The organism is Evansella halocellulosilytica (genome assembly GCF_002335745.1).
In the GTDB taxonomy this organism is placed as follows: domain Bacteria; phylum Bacillota; class Bacilli; order Bacillales; family Salisediminibacteriaceae; genus Bacillus_CA; species Bacillus_CA halocellulosilytica.
In genome coordinates this window covers 4,085,124-4,111,898 of record NZ_NIST01000001.1, presented here as the reverse complement: position 1 = coordinate 4,111,898, position 26,775 = coordinate 4,085,124, and the positions used below count along the sequence as shown (strand labels likewise).

Below are 26,775 nucleotides of genomic sequence, written 5' to 3'. Positions count from 1 at the left end.
CGACCGTTCATACATTGTATTAAATGAAATAGAGATAAAAATGTTTTTAGGAGGCGAGAGATTGGAAAAGCGTCGCTACATTATTGATACAAATGTGTTGCTGCAAGATCCGATGGCGATTTATTCATTTGATATTCATGAAGTAGTTATCCCAGCTGTCGTTTTAGAAGAAGTTGATTCGAAAAAGAGGTATATGGATGAAGTAGGGCGCAACGCAAGGTATGTTGCCAGGCTTTTAGATGAATTAAGAGAAAAAGGAAAATTGCATTTAGGGGTATCATTACCAAATAGAGGAACGTTACGGGTTGAATTAAATCATCGATCCTTTAAAAAAATGAAAGAGCATTTTATGGAACCGACAAATGACAACCGCATTTTAGCAGTAGCTTTAAATATGAGTCAGGAGGAAGAAGAAAAAAATTCTGGAATCCGGGTAACGTTAGTAAGTAAGGATGCATTGTTGCGAGTAAAAGCTGATGCACTCGGACTTAATACAGAAGATTTTTTAAGTGACAGAGTCGTACAATATGACCGAATGTACCAAGGGTATAAGGAAGTATGGTTTCCTCCGGAAATGATTGATCAACTATTTCAAGATCGAACATTGCCAATTGGTAAAATTGATGTTCATCCTGTTTATCCAAATCAATTTTATATATTAAAAGATGATACGAATGCATCACGATCGGCTTTAGCGATGACAAATAAATCTGGGGATCAATTGCAATTATTCGTATCAAATGATGAAACTGTATGGGGAATTAGACCTAGGAATGTACAACAAAGAATGGCTTTTGAATTATTGACGAGAGAGGACATACCACTTGTCACATTAGCAGGAAAAGCAGGAACCGGTAAAACGCTTCTATCGTTAGCTGCAGGCCTCTACTTAACGGAAGACTTACAAAGGTACAAGAAACTTCTTGTCGCTAGGCCAGTTGTACCTGTTGGAAAAGATATTGGTTTTTTGCCAGGTGAGAAAGAAGAAAAGTTGAGGCCATGGATGCAACCAATATTTGACAATCTGGAGTTTTTATTTAATACTAAAAAGCCAGGGGAATTGGAGCAAATTCTTGCAGGTATGGGGTCAATTCAAGTAGAAGCATTAACGTATATACGCGGGCGGAGTATCCCGGATCAATTCATCATCATCGATGAAGCTCAAAATTTAACGAAGCATGAGGTAAAAACGATCTTAACACGTGTAGGCGAAGGAAGTAAAATTGTCTTAATGGGTGATCCAAAACAAATTGATCATCCATATCTAGATGAATATACGAATGGATTAACATACGTTACCGAGAGGTTGAAACATTTAGGAGAAACAGGGCATATGAAACTTCATAAAGGTGAACGCTCTGGTCTTGCGCAAATGGCTGCGGATTTATTGTAAAAGAAAGAATAGGCTGTACCATAATCGAACAATTTGCAATGATCATTGCTTTCAGAGAGATACTTTATTAAGCAGCTGTATCTATGCAATCATCTTAGTATAAACAAATTCATTTATGGGACAGCCTCGTTGCTTATTTAGATAAGTTTTATAATATTTCAATTTTTTATTCTCAAGAAGCTATCGGCTCATGGTCGCTTCGTATTTCTACATCACAACGATTTGTTCAATAGACGTAATTGGTGAATCTTGATTTGAGCCATCACGGTAATAAAAGTGAACCGGTCCGTCTTCTCGTAAAGGCATGCCTTTATGGGAAAAGCCTAAGATTCCTTCTCTCGCCTCTGCAAGTGGAATTTTAATCTCTTTCCCATCTTTACACTTAAAGGCAACATATTCAGAATTAGCATTTGGAACGGCATTCTCTAAAAATGGGTATAAAGGAATACCATAAGAAGATTCTGCTATTTCTTTTCGGCTCATTTTCACATCATTGCCGTTCGAAAAAGGATTTGAACCTTCCCTTCTTTGCTTATCCCATGCTTTGCCAAGCTCATTTAATTCGCTATTTTGAGAACTTAGATTTTCTTCGGAAAAATATGTATGGAGGTCCACTTTTCGATTATCAAAAATCCAAACCCCAGGATCTAAAGTAATCGTATGTTTCACATTTCCATTAATCGTTAAAATCATTATGACAACACTCCTTTAACAAGCTTGTGAATTAAAAAGGAAAATATTCTGCATGACCAACCTTAGTCGACGAAAAGATGATCCCGTGTATGCTAGGTTGTAGAATGTAGGATACTATACTAGTCATTTTTATTCCTTTATAATCACTTTCTTTCAGTATAAATTGAATGAAAGCGTTTGTCACGAGTTGAGGGAGAGCTTTAAGGAGGGTTTTTGATATGAGCATCTGTCAAGATAAAGAAGCAATTGATGTGATGGTAGAAGAAGCAAAATCTTATACTCAGTATGGAAAAGTTGCGGATTACATCCCCGCATTAAAAGTTGCAGATCCAGATATGCTGTCGCTTGCTATTTATGAAAATGATGAAACTTGTGTAACAGCAGGAAATACAGAAGAAACGTTTACATTACAAAGTATATCCAAAGTTATTACCTTAGCATTAGCTTTAATGGATAGGGGAGAAGAGGAAGTGTTTTCTCGTGTCGGTATGGAACCGACAGGTGATCCTTTTAATTCCATTATTAAACTTGAAACACACTCACCTTCCAAACCATTGAATCCGATGATCAATGCTGGAGCATTAGCAGTAACCTCGATGATTTACGGTTCGTCTATAGATGAGAAACTCGGCAGACTGCTAACCTTTATTCACGAAATAACTGGTAATTCCTCAATCAGATATGATGATACGGTTGCAAGGTCAGAATATGAGACAGCAAATTTAAACCGATCACTTTGCTATTATATGAAACAGCACAATGTAATTGATGATAACGTTGAACATTTATTAGAATTGTACACAAAGCAGTGTGCAATCGAAGTCAGTTGTAAAGATTTGGCTAAAATTGGCTACGTTATCGCAAATGAAGGTAAACACGTTCAATCGCAACGTCCAATTATTCCGCTCCATATTGCCCGGATTTTAAAAACATTTATGGTAACGTGTGGCATGTATAATGCATCTGGTGAATTTGCTATTCGAGTCGGTATTCCAGCGAAAAGTGGTGTGTCGGGAGGGATCATGGCTTCAGTTCCGTACGGAGTAGGCATAGGTATATATGGACCGGCATTAGATGATAAAGGAAACAGCATGGCAGGGATGAAATTATTAGAATCCCTATCTCAACGGTTTGATTTAAGTATTTTTTAACTCATTTGATGACTTTCTTAAAGAGGAGTTTCATAACGTTTTTGAAAAAACATTCGTCTCTCATTGATAACTCGTTTCTCTGTTCCTTGGAAAAGAAAACGACTTTTCCTGCGTGCGAAACAGATTCTAGGGTGATTCCTAATGCGTACGTATTAACACCATGAGCTCCGCTACTTATACCTTTGTCGCCTTGATCTATTCAGCTCATATTGTCCTCATTTTTGAACACACACTTTTAAAAAGATATCATTAATATAGCATTCACTTAATATCATGTTGATAGATAAAAGTGATTTAGCTTGTTCCAATCTATTGCAATTTATTGAAATAGGAGATAATATGTATAAATAGGAACAGTTTTAATGTAGGAGGGATTCAAATGTCAGTTGAGACCCTGTCCGGACAGAGCGAGAAAGCATATGCCCTTCTAAAAGAAGATGCTCAAAAGATCCTAAAACTGATTGAAGTCCAAATGGCTAACTTAACTATGCCACAATGTCCTTTATATGAGGAAGTTTTAGATACACAAATGTTCGGCTTATCGAGAGAAATTGATTTTGCGATTCGATTAAATTTAATTCGTGAAGAAGAAGGGAAGCAATTATTAGATCAACTTGAAAAACAGCTTACGGCACTTCATGAAGCATCGATGAAAAAATCATAGTGTACTTTAACAACCAAGCGACATCCATCGTTTGGTTTTTTAATTTTTGCCTGAATCCGTGATAACCGTGTTGATATGCCATACATCTACTCGCTTTCCGCGGGCAAGGCTTCAGCTTCCTCGGGCAAATCGTCCTGCGGGATCTTCTGCTCCTGCGGTTACTCGTCGCACAAGAGAAAGCTCTTGCTTTTCCCGCAGGAAAGAGGATTGCTTCTTCGAAAATACATCGATTTGTCTCGACGGATATACGACAGAGCCATACTAGTAGAGGAAGAGACAGTCTCGTAGATTCCTGTCAAATCAACGATACTCTTCTGTATTACTGTTTTAAAGCTTACTAAATAAGCCTCACAATAAAATGCTTTTGGTAAGCTGCAAAAATGATATGATCACAAAGAAGGGTTAGGTTAAAAAAGCTGAATATATTCGCTTAAATGTTAGAAACCATGGGCTATGATTACCAAATTTCAAATAGAGCCTGCGAGCGTGTGATACCACCTTCGATGCTAGAGTTATTAAATTTTGGACCACTGTTTTCACTCGTCGACGTAACACTGTTTTCTTCAGTGGGGCATCTTCTTCTTTCAGGCTCTCTTGTCCAATGATACGTAGTAAATTATAAGTGAAGCACCCTAAATGTAAAATGAGGTCATTGGTACAAAACTTTCCCGAAGTAATCGTTCTAAATCTAAGTCCGTTTTCAATTCACGATGGAATTGTTCGCAAGTGCCGTGTTCATGGTAAAGTGCTATTACTTCTTCAGGTTCAATGTCTAATGTAGTCCAGTATCTTTCAAATTTAACTTCTGGAATGATGAGAATTTGACCATGTTTATCTATCGTTCTTTCAACTACTTTATACACTTGACGTAAAGGATTCTTCATACCTTTTGGTGTTACTGGAACAGAGCCATAATAGATACGTTTACCACCTCTTGATGGAGCTTGGTTCCCTTTCTGTCCTACAATCATTAACCAAGTTTCTGGCTTCTCTCGTCGAGGATTTCTTTTGATGATAAAATCTGCTTTTTCATACACAGACTTTAAGATTATCGATACGATCATTTCCCCCGTCCGCGCGGACGAGTAAAGGCATGTTGGTTAATTCTTTGGCGTAACGAATCGATTCTTTTAAGAAAACATCTGTATCTTTTTGTACATGGGTTTTCCCTTCACGCAGTTCTACATTAACAACATAGCCTTCTTGACCAATGTAATTTAAGCTGGTTAAACGAGTGGAGAGTTCCGTTTTTGATAAAAGTAAACTAATTAGACCTAATCCAGAATGAGTGGATAAAGTTTCATCAGAAGCTTCTAAAATAAATTTCATCATAACACCATCCTGGTGAATAAGAATTTGAACAAAAACAATTCCTATTCTTATTATAGCAAGGTTCGAAGAACCTTTTTGTTAGATTACTCGAAGAAGTGATTGGCGGCGACTCCAGTGGGAAAAGCAACGACTGAAGACCCCGCAATGAGTGTGTTTTATGCGAATGAGGAGGCTGAAGTGTTGCCCACGGAAAGCGTCCGCCAGTAACGAATTCGAGTATTACCGCAACTAACCAAAAGATAAAGAGTCTTTAGCAAATACTCAGAAATGACTTATTTCGTCACGGATTCAGGTTTTGCTCAAAATATTAAGTTGCTCCCTGCACATTTTTCTAAAAATATTGAAATTATGACAAAGTGATGAAATGAATAATTATAAATAGTCGTAATTATCTAACCTTTGTCACAGGCGAATTGTCTCGTTTTTTCCTTTGTTAATTCTTATGTCACATAATGATTTGTCATTAAATAGATGAAAAGACGATATGAAAATGATAATATAGGTTTAAGTTTTTACAAATCACGATGCATATCCAAACAACATTAGGTAAGGGGGACGTACTAGAGATGAAAAGACTTGAGCGCATTAATAAAGTATTAGTAGCGAATCGAGGAGAGATTGCAATTCGAATCTTCCGCGCCTGTACAGAGCTTAATATAAGGACAGTAGCGATTTATTCAAAGGAAGATACAGGTGCTTTTCACCGTTATAAAGCCGATGAAGCATATTTAGTAGGCGAAGGAAAAAAACCTATCGATGCATATCTCGATATTGAGGGCATTATTGAAATTGCTAAGCGGAATGGAGTCGATGCCATCCACCCTGGTTACGGTTTTTTATCTGAAAATATTGAATTTGCAAGACGCTGTGAAGAGGCAGGGATTATTTTTATAGGCCCGTCCATTGAACATTTACATATGTTTGGTGACAAAGTTCAAGCTAGAAAAACAGCAATCGCGGCGAACACCCCGGTTATTCCAGGTACAGATGGTCCCGTTACATCATTAGATGAAGTGACAAATTTTGCTAATGAACATGGTTTTCCATTAATAATTAAAGCAGCTCTTGGTGGTGGCGGACGTGGCATGAGAATAGTCCGTAATGAAGGGGAATTAAAGGAAGCCTTTGACCGAGCAAGATCAGAAGCAAAAGCATCATTCGGAAATGATGCTGTTTACGTTGAGAAATTTGTAGAAAATCCTAAACATATTGAAGTACAAATCCTTGGGGATCACCATGGGAATCTTGTTCATTTATATGAAAGAGACTGTTCAGTGCAACGTAGACATCAAAAAGTGGTTGAGGTTGCCCCGAGTGTTTCATTATCAGAAGAAGCTAGACAGAAGATTTGTGATTCGGCTTTACAGTTAATGAAAAACATTCAGTACATAAATGCTGGGACTGTGGAGTATTTAGTTAACGATGATGAAGAGTTTTATTTTATTGAAGTAAATCCACGTATTCAAGTTGAACATACAATAACAGAGATGATTACTGGGATTGACATTGTACAATCACAAATTTTTGTTGCAGACGGCAAAGAACTTCATAGTCCTGAAGTTGGTATCCCAGAACAGGAGGATATTTCTACACATGGGTATGCAATTCAATCTCGTGTAACGACTGAAGATCCGCAAAACCAGTTTATGCCTGATACAGGAAGGATTATGGCTTATCGAACTGGTGGGGGTTTTGGTGTAAGGCTCGACGCAGGCAATGGATTCCAGGGAGCGATTATTTCACCTCATTATGATTCTTTATTAGTGAAAGTATCAACATGGGCACTTTCATTTGATAATGCTGCTCATAAAATGGTTCGTAACTTAAAAGAATTCCGGATCAGAGGTATTAAAACAAACATTTCGTTTTTAGAAAATGTTGTTCGACATGAAAAGTTTTTAAATGGCGAATACAGTACGTCATTTATCGATTCAACTCCAGAATTATTTGTGTTCCCGAAGCGGAAAGACCGAGGAACAAAAATGTTGTCATTTATTGCGAACACAACTGTGAATGGTTACCCTGGAATTGGCAGAAAGAAAAAGCCTGTTTTTGAAAAGAGACGTGTACCAAAAGTTTCCTATGTTGAACCGATTCCAAATGGGACGAAACAAATTTTGGATGAACATGGTCCTGAAGGGGTAGCACAATGGGTAAAACAACAAAATGAAGTATTACTGACAGATACGACGTTTCGTGATGCTCATCAATCCTTACTTGCAACAAGAGTTCGATCGACTGATTTAAACCAAATTGCAGAACCGACTGTTAGAATGCTCCCGAATTTATTCTCTTTGGAGATGTGGGGAGGAGCTACTTTTGATGTATCGATGAGGTTTCTTCATGAAGACCCATGGAAAAGGTTAATTCATTTAAGAGAAAAAGCACCGAACGTCCTATTTCAAATGTTGCTAAGAGCTTCAAATGCAGTTGGGTATAAAAATTATCCTGACAACTTAATTGAAGAATTTGTTGCAAAATCTGGAGATGCGGGTATAGATGTATTTCGAATTTTTGACAGCTTAAATTGGGTACAAGGCATGCGACCGGCAATTGAATCGGTGAGAAAAGCAGGGAAAATTGCAGAGGCAAGTATTTGTTACACAGGTGACATTTTAGACCCAGATCGGACGAAATATGACCTTGACTATTACTTATCGATTGCTAAAGAGCTTGAAGAGTCAGGTGCTCATATATTAGGAATTAAAGATATGGCTGGATTGTTAAAACCTAAGGCTGCCTATGAATTAATATCTGCATTAAAAGATTCAATTCGTATTCCGATTCACCTCCATACTCATGATACGAGCGGAAATGGAATATTTACGTATGCTAGAGCGATCGATGCCGGTGTAGATATTGTTGACACAGCGATTTCAGCAATGTCAGGTTTAACGAGTCAGCCTAGTATGAATTCGTTGTACCACGCGTTAAGCGGACACGAAAGAAAACCAGAAATCAATATTGAAAATGTAGAAAAGCTGAATGGATTTTGGGAGGATACGAGACAGTACTACCAAGATTTTGAGAGTGGGATGATGTCGCCTCATTCTGAAATCTATTTGCACGAAATGCCTGGCGGACAATATAGTAATTTACAGCAGCAAGCGAAAGCAGTCGGACTAGGTGACCGGTGGGATGAAGTAAAATCAATGTACCGGAAAGTTAATGATATGTTTGGTGATATCGTAAAAGTGACGCCTTCTTCCAAAGTTGTTGGAGATATGGCATTGTTTATGGTACAAAACGATTTAACTGAGGAACTCGTCTATGAGAAAGGACATTCACTCGATTTTCCTGACTCTGTTATTGAGTTTTTCCAAGGACATTTAGGTCAACCTTATCAAGGGTTCCCTCAAAAGTTACAAGAGGTGGTCTTAAAAGGGAGAGAAGTGATCACTGAACGACCTGGAGAAAATATGGACCCTGTTGATTTTGATGAAATACGTGAAACCCTTTATAAAAAGCTAGGAAGACAAGTAACGATACATGACATACTGTCTTATGCCCTTTATCCGAAAGTATATTTAGATAATCAGGCATTTACTGAGCATTTCGGTGATGTATCAGTTCTTGACACACCAACGTTCTTTTACGGACTTCGATTAGGTGAGGAAATTGAAGTTGAAATTGAACAAGGAAAAACGTTAATCGTAAAGTTAGTCTCAATTGGAGAAGCCCAAAAAGATGGTACACGAGTCATTTACTTTGAGCTGAATGGACAGCCTCGAGAAGTGGTCGTCCGTGATGAAAACGTAGAGTCAGTCGTTTCTGTAAAAGCGAAGGCTGACAAAAATGATGAAAAACACATTGGTGCGTCCATGCCAGGAACAGTCGTAAAAACATTAGTTGAAAAAGGTGATAAGGTGAGAAAAGGAGATCATTTAATGATCACTGAATCGATGAAGATGGAAACGACCGTTCAAGCACCTTATGATGGAACGATAAAACAAATCCATGTTTCAAATAGTGAAGCGATCCAAGCTGGCGATCTTTTAGTTGAGTTTGAATAAGAATTTCTGATGAAAAAGGGCTGTCCGCAAAGTTAAAACTTTTGTGACAGCCCTTTTCACGTTTAAAGTGATCGTTCAAGTAATGACTTGAATGTAAACGTAAAAAGAACGAGTCGGCATTATGATCCTACTCGTAAAAAAAATGTTTAGAACCTCTCATTTTCGGGGAATTAAATAAATGAACATAAATTAAGGGAGTTGATCATCATGCCTCATGAAAAACAAACTGAAATTTTAAACAGACATGTTGCCAATTGGAATGTATTGTTTGTGAAATTACATAATTACCATTGGTATGTAAAAGGACCGCATTTTTTTACGCTCCATGAGAAATTTGAAGAATTATACAATGAAGCGGCTGGCTACATTGATGAACTGGCGGAGCGTTTACTAGCGTTAAAAGAGAAACCAGTTGCTACGATGCGAGAGTATTTGGATATTTCTACGATAAATGAGTCGGAAGCAGGGGAATCTTTATCTGCTGAACAGATGGTGAAAAACCTCGTTCAAGATTTTAATGAAGTAGATAATGAACTTAAAGCTGATATTGAAACGTTAGAGGAAGCCGGGGACGAAGCAACAGCTGATATGCTTATTGAAATTCGTCAGTCTGTTGAAAAGCACAATTGGATGTTCCGAGCATTTTTAGGGGAATAAATAATGAGAAGCTAGCCATCTAGAGGTGGCTAGCTTCATTGTTTCCAAAGGAATTATTTTGCTCGGTATGCAAGAAGTGTCGTGTAACTGACTGCACCGAATAACAAGCTGATGAAGAAGGCGTGGAACATTGTAGCTTCCAAAGTAAGACCAGACAATACAACATAAGCACCGCTTAACACTTGAATCGTTACTAAGATTAAGCTGACAAGTCCTGAATAAAGTAAAGGTTTGTTTGCTTTGTGCTGTTTTACAATTCGGATAAACATAACGACAATAACAAGAAATAAAATACCTGCAAACACACGGTGAGCAAATTGAATCGAGATCGTATAATTGTCAAATGATGGAATGACCTGTCCGTTACATAATGGCCATCCTGTACAGCCTGCACTTGAATCGGTGTGACGGACGTATGCACCGGTATATACGACGATATAAATGTAAATAAGTACGAAATAAATATAATTTTTCAGCCCTCTTTTAATAGATGGAGCGAGTAATTCTTGTGGTTTACTGCTTTCGAATGCGAGAATCGTTAACAATAAAACACTCGTAAATGAAACTAATGAAAACCCGAAGTGAAGGGCCATAACTGCGTTCGATTGTCCCCATACAACGGCTGCAGCTCCTAATAATCCTTGTAAAATAATAAACAGTACCGCTATAATCGCAAAGAATTTTGTTTCTTTTATGTGACTGAGCTTTTTCCAGCTCCAGATGGAAAGAATAATAACCATAATTCCTAGTAATCCAGATACAAGTCTGTGGGTATATTCAATCATCGTCTGAATTGTTGGAGATTCGGGGAAGATTTGTCCATAGCAGAGCGGCCATTCTGCACCGCAGGCATCTCCGGATCCTGTTTGTGTCACTAAAGCTCCTTGAATGAGTACGACAAGCATTCCTAGGGTCGTAATAATCCCGTAAGCTTTTAAAGCTCTAAGCATGAATAAAGTCACCGACTTTCTAAATATAAAATTAAAATAATTTTAGAAAATAATGTTAATAGTATCTATGAGGGGAAAATTATCGCTCATCGAGATGAATATGATTTATAGTATTATTGCAATACTCGACATTCATTTTATGGATATCAAAAATAAAAGTCAATTTTAATCATAATTAAAAAAAGGTGAATTTTTAAGATGTGAAGGTTTTGTTCAAAAAATCGTCACTTTTTAAAGTGGGTTTTATTCATAATTTATTCATATTAAAAACGTGATTATGGTAAAATGTATATGGTTTGTATAGGACCTTGAATGTAATCGTTTTTTTGTAATGAAAATCACTGAATGATCGTTTATAATGTGTTTGAAGGTCTAATAATTTTTATTGTGAACTTGTAAATAGTTTTCAAGAATAATATTATATGGTGAAGAAAACTTCACTTTGATAACATGTTTTCTAAGGAGTGTAATGTAGGTTACATTCTATTTTTAATGAATAGCAGGTTATATGAATTATTAGACTAAACGATAACCTTTGAAATGTGGTATAGTAAGTATTCTGTCTGGGGGGTGAAACAATTGAATAAGATGAGCTCGATTACATCTTCAGAAGCAATTAATGAAAATGTTGAACAAGACGTTAAGCAAGTGTCATGGAAATCATACTTAGCAATTTCAAAGACTGGTATCGTAATGTCAAATTTAATCACGACTTTTGCTGGTCTTTATCTTGCTGCATACTACACTGGTAGTACGCTTCATAGTGATCCATTAACAGCTTTACTGGCACTCGCTGGATCCGCTTTAATTATTGCTGGAGGTTGTGCATTAAATAACTATATTGATCGTGATATTGATCTATATATGGAAAGAACGAAGGAACGTCCATCTGTAAGCGGTGAACTATCAGGAAGGCAAATATTGACATATGGATTATCGATTTCCCTTTTAGGGACGATCTTCTTGGCGATGACAACACTCATGGCTGCGATAATCGGTTTAGCGGGTTTAGTTACTTATGTAGTTTTATATACAATGTGGACAAAGCGTACAACGACGTTAAATACGATTGTTGGGAGCTTTGCTGGAGCGGTACCGCCTTTAATTGGCTGGGCTGCGATTGATCCAGGTTTACATCCTATTGCTTGGTCGATGTTCTTAATCATGTTTATATGGCAGCCGCCTCATTTCTTAGCATTAGCGATGAGACGGGCTGATGAATATAAGCGTGCTGGAATTCCAATGCTTCCGGTAGTTGCCGGTTTTGCAATGACCAAAAGACAGATAATCTGGTATGTTGCTACATTAATTCCTGTTTCTTTAACGGTTGCACACTTTGGAGTGGTTTACACAACCGTTGCAACAATTCTGGGAGTCGGTTGGTTAGCCTTAGGCTTAGCTGGCTACAAATATAAAGATGATCTTAAATGGGCGAAGCAAATGTTTGTGTATTCATTAAATTATTTAACGATTTTGTTTGTCCTTATGGTCATTGTTCACATGTTTTAAGATTATTTAAAGACAGAAAGAGGGGTTTGTAACGAGATGAAATACTTTTGGCGACTATTTCCATTATCTTTCATCTTGCTGATGTCTGGTTGCGGAATGCAGAACTTATCTGCGCTTGACCCACAAGGTCCAGTAGCGGAAAGTCAATTTTCCTTAATTATGCTCAGCTTGTATATTATGATTTTCGTAATCGTGGTCGTCTTCGTGATTTATGTGATTGTCTTACTTCGCTTCCGTGAGCGACCTGGAGATACACACATTCCGAAGCAAGTACACGGAAATCGTGGTCTGGAATTTGTTTGGACGATTATTCCAATTTTCTTACTAATCATTTTAGCTGTACCGAACGTCATGGAGACGTTTACATTAGCTGATGTTGAAGTACAAGAAGATGAAGATGCGATTACTGTAAAAGTTACCGGGCACCAATTCTGGTGGGAATTTGAATACCTTGACTATGATGTTGTTGCTGGTCAGGATTTATATATTCCTACAGATACGAGAGTCATTTTTGAATTGGAATCAAGTGATGTTATTCATGCATTCTGGGTTCCTGCATTAGCAGGTAAACAAGATAATGTACCTGGAATTACGAATGACTTATGGTTTGAAGCACCAAATGAAGGTGTATATCGTGGAAAATGTGCCGAGCTTTGTGGTGAAGGCCATGCATGGATGGACTTTAGAGTCGTTGCAGTAGACCCGGATACATTTGACACATGGATAGCGAATATGGAAGAACCTCCAGCCCAGGTAAATGAGCCTCAATCAGAGGTTGCGGTTGAGGGACGTGAAGTATTTGAGCAAAACTGTATTAGTTGTCATGCTGTCGGAGAAGAGGGCGGAAACATCGGTCCGAACCTGACGAATTTTGGTGAAAGACAAAATATTGCTGGGTTCATTGAATACGGTGATGAAAACTTAGAAGAATGGCTTCGTTATCCGCAAGAATTAAAACCTGGAAATGAAATGCCCGGTTTTAATCACGACACAATTAACGACGAAGAAATGAACGCACTTATTGAATATTTAAACGACTTAAAAGTATTAGAAGATTAACTTCTTACACAAGGGGGTAAATTAACGTGTCTTATGCGAAGGCTCAGTCAAAAAGTGCGCTTTGGGACTGGATGACGACGGTAGACCATAAAAAAATTGGTATTATGTATTTCGTCGCCGGTGCATTTTTCTTTGCTCTAGGTGGACTAGAAGCAATATTAATGCGTATCCAGCTCATGTTTCCTGAAGCGTCTTTCTTACCAGCGCAGACGTTTAACGAATTGTTAACGATGCACGGTACAACGATGATATTCTTGGCAGCAATGCCGTTACTATTCGGTTTCATGAACTACATAATTCCGCTACAAATAGGGGCGAGAGATGTTGCTTTTCCATTTTTAAACTCTCTAGGCTTCTGGCTGTTCTTTTTCGGTGGAATTTTATTAAATCTCAGCTGGTTTTTAGGTGGAGCTCCTGATGCGGGGTGGACTGCTTATGTACCGTTATCAAGTGAATACTCTGGTACTGGGATTGATTATTATGTATTAGGACTTCAAGTAAGTGGTGCTGGTACATTAATCGCCGGGATTAACTTCCTTGTAACCATTATCAATATGCGTGCACCAGGCATGAGCATGATGAGAATGCCATTGTTTACTTGGAGCTCATTTGTCGCATCGATTTTAATCTTATTCGCTTTTCCAGCATTAACAATTGGTTTATTACTATTAATGCTTGAAAGAATCTTTGGAGCAACATTCTTTGCTGTGGACTTTGGTGGAAATGTCGTTATTTGGCAGCATCTATTCTGGATCTTTGGACATCCGGAAGTTTATATCCTTATTTTACCAGCGTTCGGTATCTTTTCTGAGATTATTCCGACTTTCGCAAAGAAGCGTCTTTTTGGATACTCAGCAATGGTTTTTGCAACATTAATTATCGGATTTTTAGGGTTCATGGTTTGGGCTCACCATATGTTTACAGTAGGTATGGGGCCAGTAGCGAACTCGATCTTTGCTGTTGCAACGATGGCAATCGCTGTTCCAACAGGGATTAAAATCTTTAACTGGTTGTTAACCTTGTGGGGCGGTAGAATTAAGTTTACAACAGCGAATTTATTTGCATTAGGTTTTATCCCGTCATTCGTTATGGGTGGGGTTACCGGTGTTATGCTTGCAACAAGTGCAGCGAACTATCAGTTCCATGACACTTATTTCGTTGTAGCTCACTTCCACTACGTTATTATTGGTGGTGTCGTACTCGGAATTTTCGGTGGTGCGTTCTACTGGTGGCCAAGAATGTTCGGTTATTCATTAAACGAAACGTTAGGAAAATGGTTCTTCTGGTTATTCCTAATTGGTTTCCATTTAACATTCTTTGTCCAGCACTTTCTAGGATTAATGGGAATGCAACGAAGAATTGCAACTTACTTTGGAGATCAAGGGTTTAATACAATGAATATGATTAGTACGATTGGTGCATTCCTAATGGGGATTGCCTTTATCATATTTGTCATTACGATTTTCGTATCAATGAAAAACAAAGAAACGACTGGAGATCCTTGGGATGGACGTACACTTGAGTGGTCAATTCCATCACCTACTCCGGAGTATAACTTTGCACAAACACCGCTTATCCGTGACATGGATCCATTATGGTATGAAAAACATGAAGGTGAAGGGAAAATTAAAGCAGCTGAACCACTTGGAGATATTCACATGCCAAATGGTTCAATTATTCCAATGTTTATGTCTGTTGGTTTATTCATTGCAAGTTTTGGTTTCATATACCACCCAACGACAGAATATGGTTGGGTAGTTGCAGTTATCGGTTTAGCGATTACATTCGGTTCCATGTTTGTTCGTTCAATTAAAGAAGACCATGGATATCACATTCCAGTTGATGAAATAAAACGTGATAAGGAGGTTAGGTAGTTATGGCAAATGATCAAGCTGTACAAAATCACACCTTGCCACCTAACCCTGAAAAAGCGACGTTAGAAGGGAAGAATAAGTTTCTAGGCTTTTGGTTCTTTCTAGGTGGAGAAACGGTACTCTTTGCAAGCTTATTCGGAACTCATCTAGGGTTACGCGGAGGTACTATGGATGGACCTGGTCCTGCAGATTTGTTCCATCTGCCTCTAGTATTTATAATGACGATGTTTCTTTTGACAAGTAGTTTAACGAGTGTCTTTGCGATAATTTCCATGAAAAAAGGGAACTATAAAGGTCTCCTAGCATGGATGTGGGTAACCGTATTCCTTGGTATGCTCTTCTTAGGATTTGAGATTTATGAGTTCGTTGAGTATTATCATTATGGCTTAGGTTTTACAACAAGTGCATTTGCATCATCTTTCTATACACTTGTTGGTACTCACGGAGCCCACGTCGCTTTTGGTATTTGCTGGATCATTACGTTGCTCATTCGTTACCGTAAAACAGGGCTAACTTTAACGAACGCACCGAAGTTTTATGTAGCCGTACTTTACTGGCACTTTATTGATGTTGTGTGGGTATTTATCTTTACAGCAGTATACTTAATGGGACTAGGAGGGTAAATAAATGGCTGATCATGGTATCGATCCAAGTGCACCATTAACAGGTGAACCTACAAAGAAAACGAAACGTAAGTTAGCAAAAGAATTAAGAACACAACTTATTTCATTTGTTTTTGTAATCTTTATGACATCAATTGCATTTGTTTCAATTGCAAGTGATGCAATCCCTAATACCTTCGCAGTACCATTTATTTTAATCCTTGCTGTTGTGAACGTATTAATTCAATTGTATGTGTTCATGCACTTGAATGAGCGTGGCAACGGTTGGCCGAATACAATGATTTGGTCAGGGGTTATTGTAGCTATTCCGACTATTGCATCGTTAATGTTGCTTCTTGGAATTGTAAAGTATTAAGGAGAAAGAAACCCTCGCATCATGCGAGGGTTTCTTTATTACATTCTTCGTAAACCACAGGTACTGCCTGTGTGAAAATCAACCTTTAGAGACTACGTGCTTCTTCCTCTGCAAGATTAACCGAAGAAGAAAATGCGTCGAAGCAGCTCGTAGAGAAATCAGCGAAGAAATGCTCGTTGCTCCTGCGGTTACTCGTCGCAGACTATGTGCTTCTTCCTCTGCAAGATTAATCGAAGAAGAGAATGCGTCGAAGCAGCTCGTAGAGAATTCAGCGAAGAAATGCTCGTTGCTCCTGCGGTTACTCGTCGCAGACTATGTGCTTCTTCCTCTGCAAGATTAATCGAAGAAGAGAATGCGTCGAAGCAGCTCGTAGAGAATTCAGCGAAGAAATGCTCGTTGCTCCTGCGGTTACTCGTCGCAGACTATGTGCTTCTTCCTCTGCAAGATTAATCGAAGAAGAGAATGCGTCGAAGCAGCTCGTAGAGAATTCAGAGAAGAATCGCTCGTTGCTCCTGCGGTTACTCGTCGCAGAAAACATTTGCTCCTGCGGTTACTCGTCGCAGAAAATACTGGGTGCACACAGTGTGTCACCTAGGAAGTTGAGGCATTATCCGCTGCAAAGAAGACACTACAAATGTGCAGCACGAGTAGATATCGCAATTGTACTCTGGAGTGAAAGCGTCCGCCTATAGCGATTTCGAATTCTATTTGATTGCATTCATAGGATAAGTTGTCTTATCCTTAATATACTCAATTGTAATCAAATCTTCACAACTTTCATTTCCATTTAATTATGAATCGAATTATAATATATCTGGGATAAGCTTAAGGTCTTAGAAAGGATGACAACATTTTGGCAACGTTTTTACCGTTTATAAGCACTGTATTTATTGCATTGAGTGCCATTTTCGTAGCTGCAGGCTGGTATTTAGTTGCAAAACGAAAAATTGAAGCACATAAAAAAGTGATGTTTTGGGCAGCAATATTAGCGACTATATTTTTTATAACGTATTTGGCGAAGACAATTTTTGTAGGGAGCACTGCGTTTGGGGGACCAGAGCATGTAGCAACCTATTATCAAGTGTTTCTTCTTTTTCACATTACTTTAGCAACTGTTGCAGCTGTATTAGGAATCATAACATTAATAACTGGATATAAAAATAAACTTTCAACCCACGTAAGGCTTGGACCGCTCACATCGATTATTTGGTTCGGCTCAGCAAGTACTGGAGTTGTTGTTTACTTACTTCTTTATGTCATTTATCCACCAGGTGAAACAACAAACCTGTTTAGGGCAATTATCGGTTTTTAGTTTATATAACGAATAAAAAAATCCCTGCTGATCTAACGGGTTCACTTGTGAGGTGCAAAACTAAAAAACACAGATATATTCACAGGCTAAATTGCATTGAAAAAAGGACGAAGAGCATTTCTTCGTCCTTTAAATTATCATATTCGCCAGTCGAACTAACGCACCTGTTTAATAATGTTCTTCACACTAGGTTGAATTGATGTACAAAAACATCGATCAATTTCTGCTAATCGATAATCATTTCAACAACTTGTTTCGCAAAAGAAGTATAGGGTTTGATTAGATCAGGATTCGATCAATAGCCCACCTGAGATTATTGAAAGCCTTTAATAATAGCAAATGTCTCATGTCAGCAAAGTCTTTTACACTTACTCCGTACCCGTCTAAAAACGCTTTGAATTCCTCAATATTTGGGTCTTCTCCTAGTCCTAGTATTAGGTACTGCATCAATTAAATAACACTTCCATGCGGGTACCACACTTACTTCTGCATGGCCCCAATCCAACAATATAACTTGATCTACCTGAGTGATTACTCCATGTTTAATCAACGGATCATACTCCGTCAAACTATTTATATTATATTGAATATCCCCCTTGCCAACTGCCATTTGATCCTACGTGAGAAGGTGTCCGAAACTTACCATGGACAGGATCAATTAAATTTTTTCCAAACTCTTTTACTTGAATCGAATCAATAAGCTAGGTATATTCGCCAAGTTACCTCCAAACACCGGATTTTTGAACCGTACTATCTAACCCGTTGACGCCATATATAAAAGTTTGAATCATGTATGCTGTTTCATCAACTATACCAAGCGGACAACACCTCAGGTCCAGGAATGCCAACAGCGGCTGCTTGCTCAATACACCATTTTTCTTTGACAAAGCTCGGAAATGTATCTTGATCGTTCATGCGGATAACAACTTTACGACTCTCAGTTTCGACTACGCAAACCTGATTTATGTTGCCTTTACCTACTACATTGGTTATGGATCTTTGGCAAAATAGTATAATATGGGTAGCCAGACCCCTATACGTGACTGGGTAAACGTTTATAAGACTCAAGGGTAGAAGGGTTAAAATAAAGAAAAACAACAAGAAATGTATTATGGGGGAGAATTAGTAAGCCATGAAGAATTAAAAACGCAGATTGAAGAGTATATCTACTGGTACAATCATGAACGATCAAAAGGAAAATTGGCTGGATTAAGTCCAGTTGAATACCGAACACAACCCAGCCATCAGTTGCATAATAAAAACTCTAACTTTTAGGGGTAACCACCGATTTTCGCTTTGAAAATCCATGCGTTATTACTTCGAATAGCTTGTCTGCACCTCTGAAGGAAATCCGTTACGCTGATTCGATGGCTACTTAAGAAAGGAAACTTATATTTTAAAGTTCAATTTAATAATTCCGGCTTCTTTAGCACTTGTAAATAGGATGACAAGCAGTGGTCCGAGTATAAAACCGAGTATACCGATTAATTGCAGCCCGATAAACAACGAGATGAGTGTAGCAAGCGGTGACAGACCGATATGGTGCCCCATCACTTTTGGTTCTACAGTACGCCTAATCGTAAGTAATACGGCAGCGAGTATAAGTAATTGAATCGCTAATGGAGTATTCCCTGCAATTAAATGGTATGTAGCCCAAGGTGCAAGAACTGCTATAGACCCTATTATCGGAATAAAATCGATAATCCATATAAACAACGACATTAAAAAGGCCACTTCAGGTGCGATAAATAAAAGCGCGACAAATGTTACAATAAAAATGATAATACTAACTAAAAATTGAGCTTTGAAAAAACCAAAGATGACGTATGATAAGCGCGAAGACATGAAACGAACCTTCTCAGCTGTTTTCTCAGTCATATAATTGAATACTTTCGTTTTCAGCCTTGGTAATTCAAGCAAAAATAAGTATAGTGCAATTAAATAAACTAAAAATGAAACGAGATATGAAGGGATTTTAATTAATATGGCTGATACATAGCCAAAGATATCAAGATCTTGCAAATCAGTTCTCAATCCAACAAGCTGCTGAGTCACAGCTCTGTCGATTTCATTCACAATATCTTGGGAGTAATGGCCAAATTGTGTTTTTAAATTTTCTAAAAAGTTAATCCAAGCAATATTTAACTCATTAATTGTCATCGGCAAGTTTTCAACAAATTGATTTAATTGAGTCATTGCTCTAGTCAACGTAAAGTAACTTAATATGCTAATAATTGAAAGAAAAATAATAAATACAATGAAAACAGATAGGCTACGTGAAAGTTTCACTTTTTTATGTAATGCATTTACTGCTGGTGATAAGAAAAGAGCTGAAACAAATGCAACGATAATTGGTACAGATACAGGTAATACGAAATATATAAATAGGGCAGCAAGAATGACCCCAATAATAATATAAATATATTTTTTGAAGTTTTGCGACGTCAATGGAATGCCCCTCTCTATTGAATAGAAAATGATATCAGCTTTTAATGGTTCAGGTTCTTAAGTTCAAGTTAAGTTCGGTTTTCCAATAGGTACATAGACAATAAAAGCTGTGACCCTACGGGAATTTTATTTTATTCACACGTTAAATCATCATATAAGGCTACTAATATACATTATATTATGAAAATGAAGGGAATAACAGGGTTATTTATTACTTTTAGGGCAGAATCATTGATTATTTGTGTCAAAGTCATAGGTATTTCTTTTTTTCAAAAATCGAAGTTATGTATAAAAATTTTCGCTATGTAGCTGATGAAGTTTTTATTCAGATGGGCCGAGTTAAAAAAGAATGCCTCCGACAAACTACTCATGTGAAATATGAGTAAATTTGATCGAAAGCATCGTCTTTTCCAAACATCACCATCATATATGTATTTGTTTTATAGAGCTTCAGCTTTTATATTTTCTGTGATGTTCTTTAATTTTTTGTTGCACTTATCAATGATTTTCTGTGAAAATTCTTCATCGTACTCAATACCATGCGGATAATAATGTTTACCTAAAATCGGCTTCATTAATTTAACAGTACTGTGTGGATTAGGAACTTCACCATCAGTTGCGAAAGCTTGAACACGGAAGTAATAAATATCATCTTTTACTTGATCGATGATTTTATAGTCAAATGTCACGCGTTCATAATCATATACGTAATGAAATCCTGCATTCTCCATAATGTCTTCTAAAGCATGAAATTCAATTGATACACCTTCTAAACCTGTTTCTTCAAACTTCATTTTTTTACCTCCTAGCTTACTCAAACAAACTTATTCTTCATTATGATATTACGAAATGACTCAGGATGCAACGATATGCCGGTGATCTGACAAAATAAATAATTATGTATGGTATATGATGATCTGTAAAATAATAAAAACGTATGATTAAATAAGGAGGAAATATCGTGAAAACACTAAAAGACATAATGACAAGTAATGTAGATACCTGTACTCCACAAGATAATGTATATGAAGTTGCGGTCAAAATGAAGGAGTTAAACGTAGGGGCGATTCCGATCTGTGAAAATCAGCATCTTCTAGGGATGATTACAGATCGTGATATCGTCATTAGAGGTGTAGCCGAAAAGAAAGAGAATTCTGCTCAAGTTACAGATGTCATGAGTGAGCATTTACTTACAGCAGAACCTAATATGAGTGTTGATGATGCTGCAAAAATGATGGCTGAAAAACAAATACGTCGTTTACCAATCGTAGAAAACAGCAGGTTAGTAGGAATCGTTTCATTAGGAGATTTAGCTGTCCATACGTCAACTGAAGATGATGCTGCGTTTGCTCTATCCGAAATTTCTGAACGTCCGGAAGTTCATCATTAAGCCAAGGCGAATGTCAAAAAAAGTCTGTGCATATCGTGCAGGCTTTTTGTATTGTTTGTAGATATTCGGAAGAATCTAACAAATAATAAGAACCATTGTCATCTAGCAGGAAGCCTCTTTTTATCTCTAGAATTGAGTATGGACTAGAGTTTGTGGAGAGGAGACCGCTATGAAGCTGATTATTTCTTTTATCATTTCATTTTTACTTGTATTTGGCTTGTTAACTATATTTCTTTATGAAGAAGAAACAAAAATGGAAGAGGAAGAGTCTGTAAACGAAGAGACGTCGTCTTCAAGTAAAGAAGAAGAAAGTAAAGAAGAAAACGAAACAACGAGTATAGATGAACCAATCATTGATGAGGCAGGTTTACATGATTGGATCGGGAAATCGGAAGAGGATATTATAGAACAATTTGGAGAGCCTGAGAGAATTGATTTATCTCCATATGGCTATGAGTGGTTAATATACAATGATGATACGTATTTACAAATTGCAATATTAGATGATGAAGTAGTATCAATTTTCACGAATTATCACGATTTGGATAATGGAAGTATCGAGATTGGTCAAGATTATGAAGAAGTGGATGATATCTTTTCATTTCATGAACATGTTTCGTTAAGTGGCTCATATTCTTCTTACCAATTTGAATTGACATCTCAGGAATTGAACATGCGGCCATTAGCAAAAATAAATGAAGAAATTTATGTCCAATTTTACTTCGACACAATCGAAGAGGAATTATCTTCGATTCGTTATATTACGCCAGAGCTTTTATTACTGCATCGCCCATATTCAATCGTTTACCGAGGCGAACTGCCTGAACCTGTTGAGTTAACGGATGATGAATGGACACGTGTACAAGAAGGTCAAGCTAAACAAATTTATGATATTACAAATGTTATTAGAAGTAGACATGGCTTATCTGAATTGGAATGGGATGAGGAAACGGCATATGTAGCATACTTACACAGCGAAGATATGGAACAAAACGAATATTTCTCGCATACATCACCCGAAGCGGGGGAGCTAAATGACCGTTTAGAGGCTGAAGACATTTATTATCAACTTGCTGCAGAAAATATAGCAGCAAAATATGTGGACGGTATTGCAGCAGTTGAAGGATGGTTAAATAGCGAAGGACATCGAGTGAATTTATTAAATGATGAATTCACACACTTAGGAGTAGGGGTATACAGAGACTATTACACACAAAATTTTATTACACCGTGGTAATTTTGGGCGCACCTTCTATTGAAGTCGTTTGTATGATGTAGTAACAAGTAATATAGACATATGACTAGGAGGTGCCATTGTGAAAGACTCCCTCCATCCTGACGTTCAAAAATTTAAGCAATTTGTCAAAAAACATCCTTACGTTTTACGTGATGTGAAATCTGGTGAAAAATCATTACAAGATTTATTTGAAGAATGGTCATTGTTTGGGGAAGATGATGAGATATGGGAAACGTATAAAGCGAATCGTACAAACAAGCGTCAATCGGAATCCAATGCATCAGATGAAGAAAACGTTAAATCAGAAAAGAACGGCAACAATGAAAATGTTTCTGCTCAAGATTTATTATCAATGTTTAAAAGGATGAATTTAAATGATTTACAAAATCATTTAGCACAGTTTAATGGGGTATTGACTTCAGTTCAGGAACTTCTAGGTCAGTTTAAACAAAATCCTACTGGAGGGTCAGGAGCGCAAGATGAGCAGCAAAGCTCCCCATTTTCTTTCCGTGAAGATTAATTGATCGGAGTGGGCATGATGAGAGGAGAAGTATATCAATACATTCGCAGTCAACCAGATTTGCATAAGTTTTTACGAAGCCACCCTAACTGGTATCGAAGACTGTCACGAAACCCTTACGATATACCAAAGATGGAACAAGAGGCTAAATTGTTTTACGGTAAAACGTTCCCGCAAAGGATGGAAAAGATCGAAAATAATATGAATTTAGCGATGATGATGATTGAAATGATGAAATCATTTAACCAGCAAAGCTGAAGAGGAGGATACCTCTTCTTTTTTTTATACTAAAGGCTGTTATTTTAAAGATTGTTGCTTTTGGATCATATTATAGGATTATTCGAATCCATTATGGCAGACGCTTGCGCTTTCATATAATGATCGTTTTTCTGACCATGTATAGAATGAATCTTTAATTATCACAATATGACTAGCAGTTCATATGAGGTGAGAAATGTTATGAAACAACAACCGCTCTATCTCCAGGAAGACGGGCTTATCTATTTTAATTCAGTACACCCAGAAGCAAACATTGCCCATCCATTTATTAGTAAATTCGCCCATTTAAAACAATCCCCTTCTGAAATGCACATTTACGAGTTATCTCAATATTCGGTATGGTATGCATTTGATCAAGGGATAACTAGTGAGGAAATCATTACATTTTTAATTTCTTTTTCAAATCCGCCTGTTCCATCATCTCTTATGAATAAGATTAGAGGTTGGGAAGATTCTAGTCGAAAATTTATTATGAAAAATATTGAAGGAGAAGGCCCATGTCTTTTTTGTGAATCGATACAAATGATCGAGGAATGTTTTCCTGAAAGAAGTGATGGCATTTTTCGACATGAACAAGGGGCGGCCATGAGAATGTCAATGACTGAAAGAGGAACATTAAAACATCGGCTGATCAAAGGTGGTTATCCAGTTCTTGACTATTTGTTAATTGACGAAGGAGAGCATTTACCTATTACTTTGAACAATCATGTTCGTTTAAGACCTTATCAAAAAGAAGCAGTTGAAGCGTTTATAAAACCTAAAAGTTATGAAAAAGGGAATGGTTTTATTATATTGCCTTGTGGTTCTGGAAAAACGTTGGTTGGCATTGGGGTTATGTCTAAAATAAATGAAGAGACGTTAATTATTGCTCCGAATGATACTTCGCTTCATCAATGGAGAGCTGAGATCTTTGCAAATACGAATTTAGGCAATTCTGATATTGGGTTATATGCGAGTTCAGAGAAAAATGTACGGCCAGTAACATTGACAACGTATCAAATGTTGACTTACAGAGGGGAGAGCAAGAACAATTTATACCCTCACTTCCGACTCTTTCAAGAACGGAACTGGGGATTAATCATTTATGATGAAGTACATTTGCTTCCTGCACCGTTATTTCGGATGACTTCATATATGCAAGGGAAACGGAGACTCGGTTTAACAGCAACATTCGTCAGGGAAGACGGCCGAGAAGATGATATATATAGTTTAATAGGTCCAAAACGATATGAGTTAGGAATTAAAGAATTAGAACATAACGATTGGATAGCAAAACCGATATGCAAAGAATATAAAGTTCATTTTAGCGAGGATCATTGGGAGAAATATTTACAGTCTTCAAAAAAAGAAAAGTATAAAATGGCCAGTGTAAACGATGAAAAACTGAACGTATTGAACGTATTAGTTGAAAAACATCGGGAAGATCATATATTAATCATCGGTCAGTATATCGAGCAGTTGGAAAAAATAGCTGCTCATTTCTCAATCCCGATTATTACAGGTAAAACGAAAAAGTCTGAACGAGAGAATATATACAAGCAGTTTCGTGCTGGAAAGATAAAAGCTTTAGTCGTTAGCAAAGTTGCAAATATGGCTGTGAACTTACCGTCTGCAAATGTTGCCATTCAAGTTTCTGGAGTATACGGATCAAGACAAGAAGAGGCTCAACGGATAGGAAGGCTGTTAAGACCAAGTTCAGAAAGAAAGCCCGTTTATTTTTATTCACTCGTTACTGCTATGACGCAAGAGGAAGAAAGGGCATCAAATCGTCAATTATTTATGAAGGAACAAGGATATCATTATGAATGGGAAGAGTGGTCATTATGTTCGTACAGTCAATATTAAATAAAGTTATCGACCATCAATGGATCGAAGAGAAGTGGTCGAACTTAACGTTATCAGAAAAAGAGCTGCTCACAGAAATGGTCATGATAATCGATAAACGAAAAAGTGTTATCGATGAACTCGTGAAAAATAAGTACGGTCCATTTTTATATTATAAAATGATCCACAATTTGTTAGAAAGCAACCTAGTTTTTATTTTAGAACAACACCAAAAAGTATTTTATCTCGTTCCCCGGGAAGTAGACTTTTTTATCATTTGGAACAAAACAGTAGAGAGAGGAGGAAAGACAGAAGGTCATAATATTTTTGAATTGTACATTCGCTTTTGTATAAAAGTCAATGATCAGATTCATGGAACGTCATTGTCGTCAGGAGAAAAGAATGATGATGTTCATACTAACAATATTGCTTCAACAGTAACCTCTTATTTTAAAAAATGGTCTGACAAACCTTACACACTGATTACAACGTGGATTGAAGAAAGGTTCGATGATTTTCTTGAATTGCTTGTTTATTCAAATGCAGAAAATCAGCTGCTGACCAATGAGAGACAAGATAGCATGGAATTGAAAAAACATTTTTATCAGCTCTCAGAAAGAAAGGTGGAAGAGTGCTGTTCATTGTTGGATGAAATGCTCAACAAAGGTAAAGGCGATAAAAAGATTGTTCAAGTCCATGAACAGCAATGGCTATTTCCGAGGGACGATCATTACTTTACGTTATGGATAGCTAGTATTTTTGGAGAAATAAAAAGTATTGGGTCGATGGTTACGATAAATTTTTCTGAATCAACAGTTCAAAAAGGAAAATCAATTTGTGCATCTTATCGGCTTTATCAACATTTGCTTCATCGTTTATTCCCTCAAGAAGGAGCTAGCTTTGAAACGTTTGACAACTGGTGGCAAGGATCGTCAGCTATATTTAAAGAAGGATCATTTGTCTTTTATTCCATTCGATCACAACCATTAATGAAGCAACTCTTGAAAATGAGTGAGAAAAAGTTCGGTTCTAAAAAAGTCATGGGATCAAAAAAGGGAATGTTTATTTCAACTGAGATTGTCCGGCAATGGGAGCGAGAAATAAAAAAAATGGAAATTAACATAACATCTTCTTCAAGAGAATTTGAGAAGCATGATAAGGAACAGATGACTATTAGCGGGACGCTCGAATTTCCGAACGAGTGGAAAGAAGTCCAACAACTCCCTGAAGTAACGTTTACGTTAATGACATATAAGGGGAATTTTTTGAGAAGGCTCGTAAGGCAGAGTCAAATTATGAAAATACCACTACTCATTGAAGAGATCGATGGTAAGCAAATGGTTGTTGAGGTTAAGCGATTAATAGAAGAAGGGGACAATGTTTCACTGAAAACATATGATCAACGGACAATTGATCAAAGCTCGATTCGAAGAATTGCTTTGTATAATCCACTTAATGATATTAAATCGGTACACGAATGATTCGTTTTTAC

24 protein-coding genes and 1 pseudogene are annotated in these 26,775 nt (G+C 37.2%); 19 read left to right on the top strand and 6 right to left on the bottom strand.

Going from position 1 to position 26,775, the window contains the following annotated elements; all coding sequences use genetic code 11:
• The first annotated feature begins 40 nt into the window (after window positions 1-40).
• Window positions 41-1,393, top strand: coding sequence for a PhoH family protein (locus tag CD001_RS19510; protein ID WP_096189268.1), 1,353 nt, complete (start codon window positions 41-43; stop codon window positions 1,391-1,393).
• Window positions 1,394-1,600: 207 nt separating this feature from the next.
• Here CD001_RS19510 and CD001_RS19505 read toward each other — a convergent pair whose 3' ends face one another.
• Complete coding sequence (locus CD001_RS19505) at window positions 1,601-2,086, bottom strand: hypothetical protein (protein WP_096189267.1); 486 nt, start codon at window positions 2,084-2,086, stop codon at window positions 1,601-1,603.
• Window positions 2,087-2,304: 218 nt separating this feature from the next.
• Here CD001_RS19505 and glsA point away from each other — a divergent pair, with 218 nt between their 5' ends.
• Both glsA and CD001_RS19495 read left to right on the top strand, forming a co-directional pair.
• Window positions 2,305-3,237, top strand: coding sequence for a glutaminase A (glsA, locus tag CD001_RS19500; protein WP_096189266.1), 933 nt, complete (start codon window positions 2,305-2,307; stop codon window positions 3,235-3,237).
• 379 nt (window positions 3,238-3,616) lie between these two features.
• Window positions 3,617-3,901, top strand: a complete 285-nt coding sequence (locus CD001_RS19495) for a YlaN family protein (protein WP_096189265.1) — start codon at window positions 3,617-3,619, stop codon at window positions 3,899-3,901.
• A gap of 632 nt (window positions 3,902-4,533) precedes the next feature.
• On the opposite strand, the gene CD001_RS19490 is transcribed toward CD001_RS19495, so the two are convergent.
• Together CD001_RS19490 and CD001_RS19485 are read right to left on the bottom strand one after the other, a co-directional pair.
• Window positions 4,534-4,965, bottom strand: a complete 432-nt coding sequence (locus CD001_RS19490; RefSeq protein WP_142303618.1) for a transposase — start codon at window positions 4,963-4,965, stop codon at window positions 4,534-4,536.
• Window positions 4,931-5,233 carry a hypothetical protein gene (locus CD001_RS19485; RefSeq protein ID WP_142303617.1) on the bottom strand — a complete coding sequence of 101 codons (303 nt, stop codon included), beginning with the start codon at window positions 5,231-5,233 and terminating at the stop codon, window positions 4,931-4,933. The genes CD001_RS19490 and CD001_RS19485 overlap by 35 nt, the downstream gene beginning before the upstream one ends.
• Window positions 5,234-5,799: 566 nt before the next feature.
• On the opposite strand from CD001_RS19485, the gene pyc reads away from it, so the two are divergent.
• Together pyc and CD001_RS19475 are read left to right on the top strand one after the other, a co-directional pair.
• Window positions 5,800-9,246 (top strand): pyruvate carboxylase, encoded by a 3,447-nt coding sequence (pyc, locus tag CD001_RS19480; protein ID WP_096189262.1) that lies wholly within the window; start codon window positions 5,800-5,802, stop codon window positions 9,244-9,246.
• A 207-nt stretch (window positions 9,247-9,453) separates the two neighbouring features.
• Window positions 9,454-9,903, top strand: coding sequence for a Dps family protein (locus tag CD001_RS19475; protein ID WP_096189261.1), 450 nt, complete (start codon window positions 9,454-9,456; stop codon window positions 9,901-9,903).
• Between the two features lie 53 nt (window positions 9,904-9,956).
• On the opposite strand, the gene CD001_RS19470 is transcribed toward CD001_RS19475, so the two are convergent.
• Window positions 9,957-10,853 carry a COX15/CtaA family protein gene (locus CD001_RS19470; RefSeq protein WP_096189260.1) on the bottom strand — a complete coding sequence of 299 codons (897 nt, stop codon included), beginning with the start codon at window positions 10,851-10,853 and terminating at the stop codon, window positions 9,957-9,959.
• 588 nt (window positions 10,854-11,441) lie between these two features.
• Here CD001_RS19470 and cyoE point away from each other — a divergent pair.
• The 8 genes and pseudogenes from cyoE to CD001_RS19430 form a co-directional block, all read left to right on the top strand.
• Window positions 11,442-12,362: a heme o synthase gene (cyoE, locus tag CD001_RS19465; protein ID WP_096190687.1), complete on the top strand. Its 921-nt coding sequence runs from the start codon at window positions 11,442-11,444 to the stop codon at window positions 12,360-12,362.
• 36 nt (window positions 12,363-12,398) lie between these two features.
• Window positions 12,399-13,421 (top strand): cytochrome c oxidase subunit II, encoded by a 1,023-nt coding sequence (gene coxB, locus CD001_RS19460; protein ID WP_096189259.1) that lies wholly within the window; start codon window positions 12,399-12,401, stop codon window positions 13,419-13,421.
• Window positions 13,422-13,492: 71 nt separating this feature from the next.
• Window positions 13,493-15,295: a cytochrome c oxidase subunit I gene (gene ctaD, locus CD001_RS19455; protein WP_096190686.1), complete on the top strand. Its 1,803-nt coding sequence runs from the start codon at window positions 13,493-13,495 to the stop codon at window positions 15,293-15,295.
• 2 nt (window positions 15,296-15,297) lie between these two features.
• Window positions 15,298-15,918 (top strand): cytochrome (ubi)quinol oxidase subunit III, encoded by a 621-nt coding sequence (locus tag CD001_RS19450; protein WP_096189258.1) that lies wholly within the window; start codon window positions 15,298-15,300, stop codon window positions 15,916-15,918.
• 4 nt (window positions 15,919-15,922) lie between these two features.
• Window positions 15,923-16,273: a cytochrome C oxidase subunit IV family protein gene (locus CD001_RS19445; protein ID WP_096189257.1), complete on the top strand. Its 351-nt coding sequence runs from the start codon at window positions 15,923-15,925 to the stop codon at window positions 16,271-16,273.
• Window positions 16,274-16,477: 204 nt separating this feature from the next.
• Window positions 16,478-16,723, top strand: a complete 246-nt coding sequence (locus CD001_RS26710; protein ID WP_218839259.1) for a hypothetical protein — start codon at window positions 16,478-16,480, stop codon at window positions 16,721-16,723.
• A 403-nt stretch (window positions 16,724-17,126) separates the two neighbouring features.
• Window positions 17,127-17,585, top strand: coding sequence for a DUF420 domain-containing protein (locus CD001_RS19440; protein ID WP_096189256.1), 459 nt, complete (start codon window positions 17,127-17,129; stop codon window positions 17,583-17,585).
• A 1,101-nt stretch (window positions 17,586-18,686) separates the two neighbouring features.
• A pseudogene (locus CD001_RS19430) lies at window positions 18,687-18,860 on the top strand (IS3 family transposase); the annotation flags it as partial.
• 114 nt (window positions 18,861-18,974) lie between these two features.
• Here CD001_RS19430 and ytvI read toward each other — a convergent pair.
• Together ytvI and CD001_RS19420 are read right to left on the bottom strand one after the other, a co-directional pair.
• The gene (gene ytvI / locus CD001_RS19425) at window positions 18,975-20,033 is read right to left on the bottom strand and encodes a sporulation integral membrane protein YtvI (protein ID WP_096189254.1); all 1,059 of its coding nucleotides are present in this window, start codon (window positions 20,031-20,033) and stop codon (window positions 18,975-18,977) included.
• Between the two features lie 440 nt (window positions 20,034-20,473).
• Window positions 20,474-20,827, bottom strand: a complete 354-nt coding sequence (locus CD001_RS19420; protein WP_096189253.1) for a YugN family protein — start codon at window positions 20,825-20,827, stop codon at window positions 20,474-20,476.
• Window positions 20,828-20,994: 167 nt separating this feature from the next.
• On the opposite strand from CD001_RS19420, the gene CD001_RS19415 reads away from it, so the two are divergent.
• The 6 genes from CD001_RS19415 to CD001_RS19390 all read left to right on the top strand — a co-directional run bounded on the left by CD001_RS19415 (window position 20,995) and on the right by CD001_RS19390 (window position 26,764).
• Complete coding sequence (locus tag CD001_RS19415) at window positions 20,995-21,423, top strand: CBS domain-containing protein (protein WP_096189252.1); 429 nt, start codon at window positions 20,995-20,997, stop codon at window positions 21,421-21,423.
• Window positions 21,424-21,592: 169 nt separating this feature from the next.
• Entirely contained in the window at window positions 21,593-22,660 is a 1,068-nt protein-coding gene (locus tag CD001_RS19410) for a CAP domain-containing protein (RefSeq protein ID WP_096189251.1), read from the top strand.
• 79 nt (window positions 22,661-22,739) lie between these two features.
• Window positions 22,740-23,180 carry a YlbD family protein gene (locus CD001_RS19405; RefSeq protein ID WP_179298825.1) on the top strand — a complete coding sequence of 147 codons (441 nt, stop codon included), beginning with the start codon at window positions 22,740-22,742 and terminating at the stop codon, window positions 23,178-23,180.
• Window positions 23,181-23,195: 15 nt separating this feature from the next.
• Complete coding sequence (locus CD001_RS19400; protein ID WP_257009865.1) at window positions 23,196-23,438, top strand: YlbE-like family protein; 243 nt, start codon at window positions 23,196-23,198, stop codon at window positions 23,436-23,438.
• Window positions 23,439-23,639: 201 nt separating this feature from the next.
• Window positions 23,640-25,304 carry a DNA repair helicase XPB gene (locus CD001_RS19395; protein WP_179298824.1) on the top strand — a complete coding sequence of 555 codons (1,665 nt, stop codon included), beginning with the start codon at window positions 23,640-23,642 and terminating at the stop codon, window positions 25,302-25,304.
• A complete protein-coding gene (locus tag CD001_RS19390) occupies window positions 25,283-26,764 on the top strand; it encodes a hypothetical protein (RefSeq protein ID WP_096189247.1) in 1,482 nt (493 codons plus the stop codon). The genes CD001_RS19395 and CD001_RS19390 overlap by 22 nt, the downstream gene beginning before the upstream one ends.
• Window positions 26,765-26,775 lie beyond the last annotated feature (11 nt).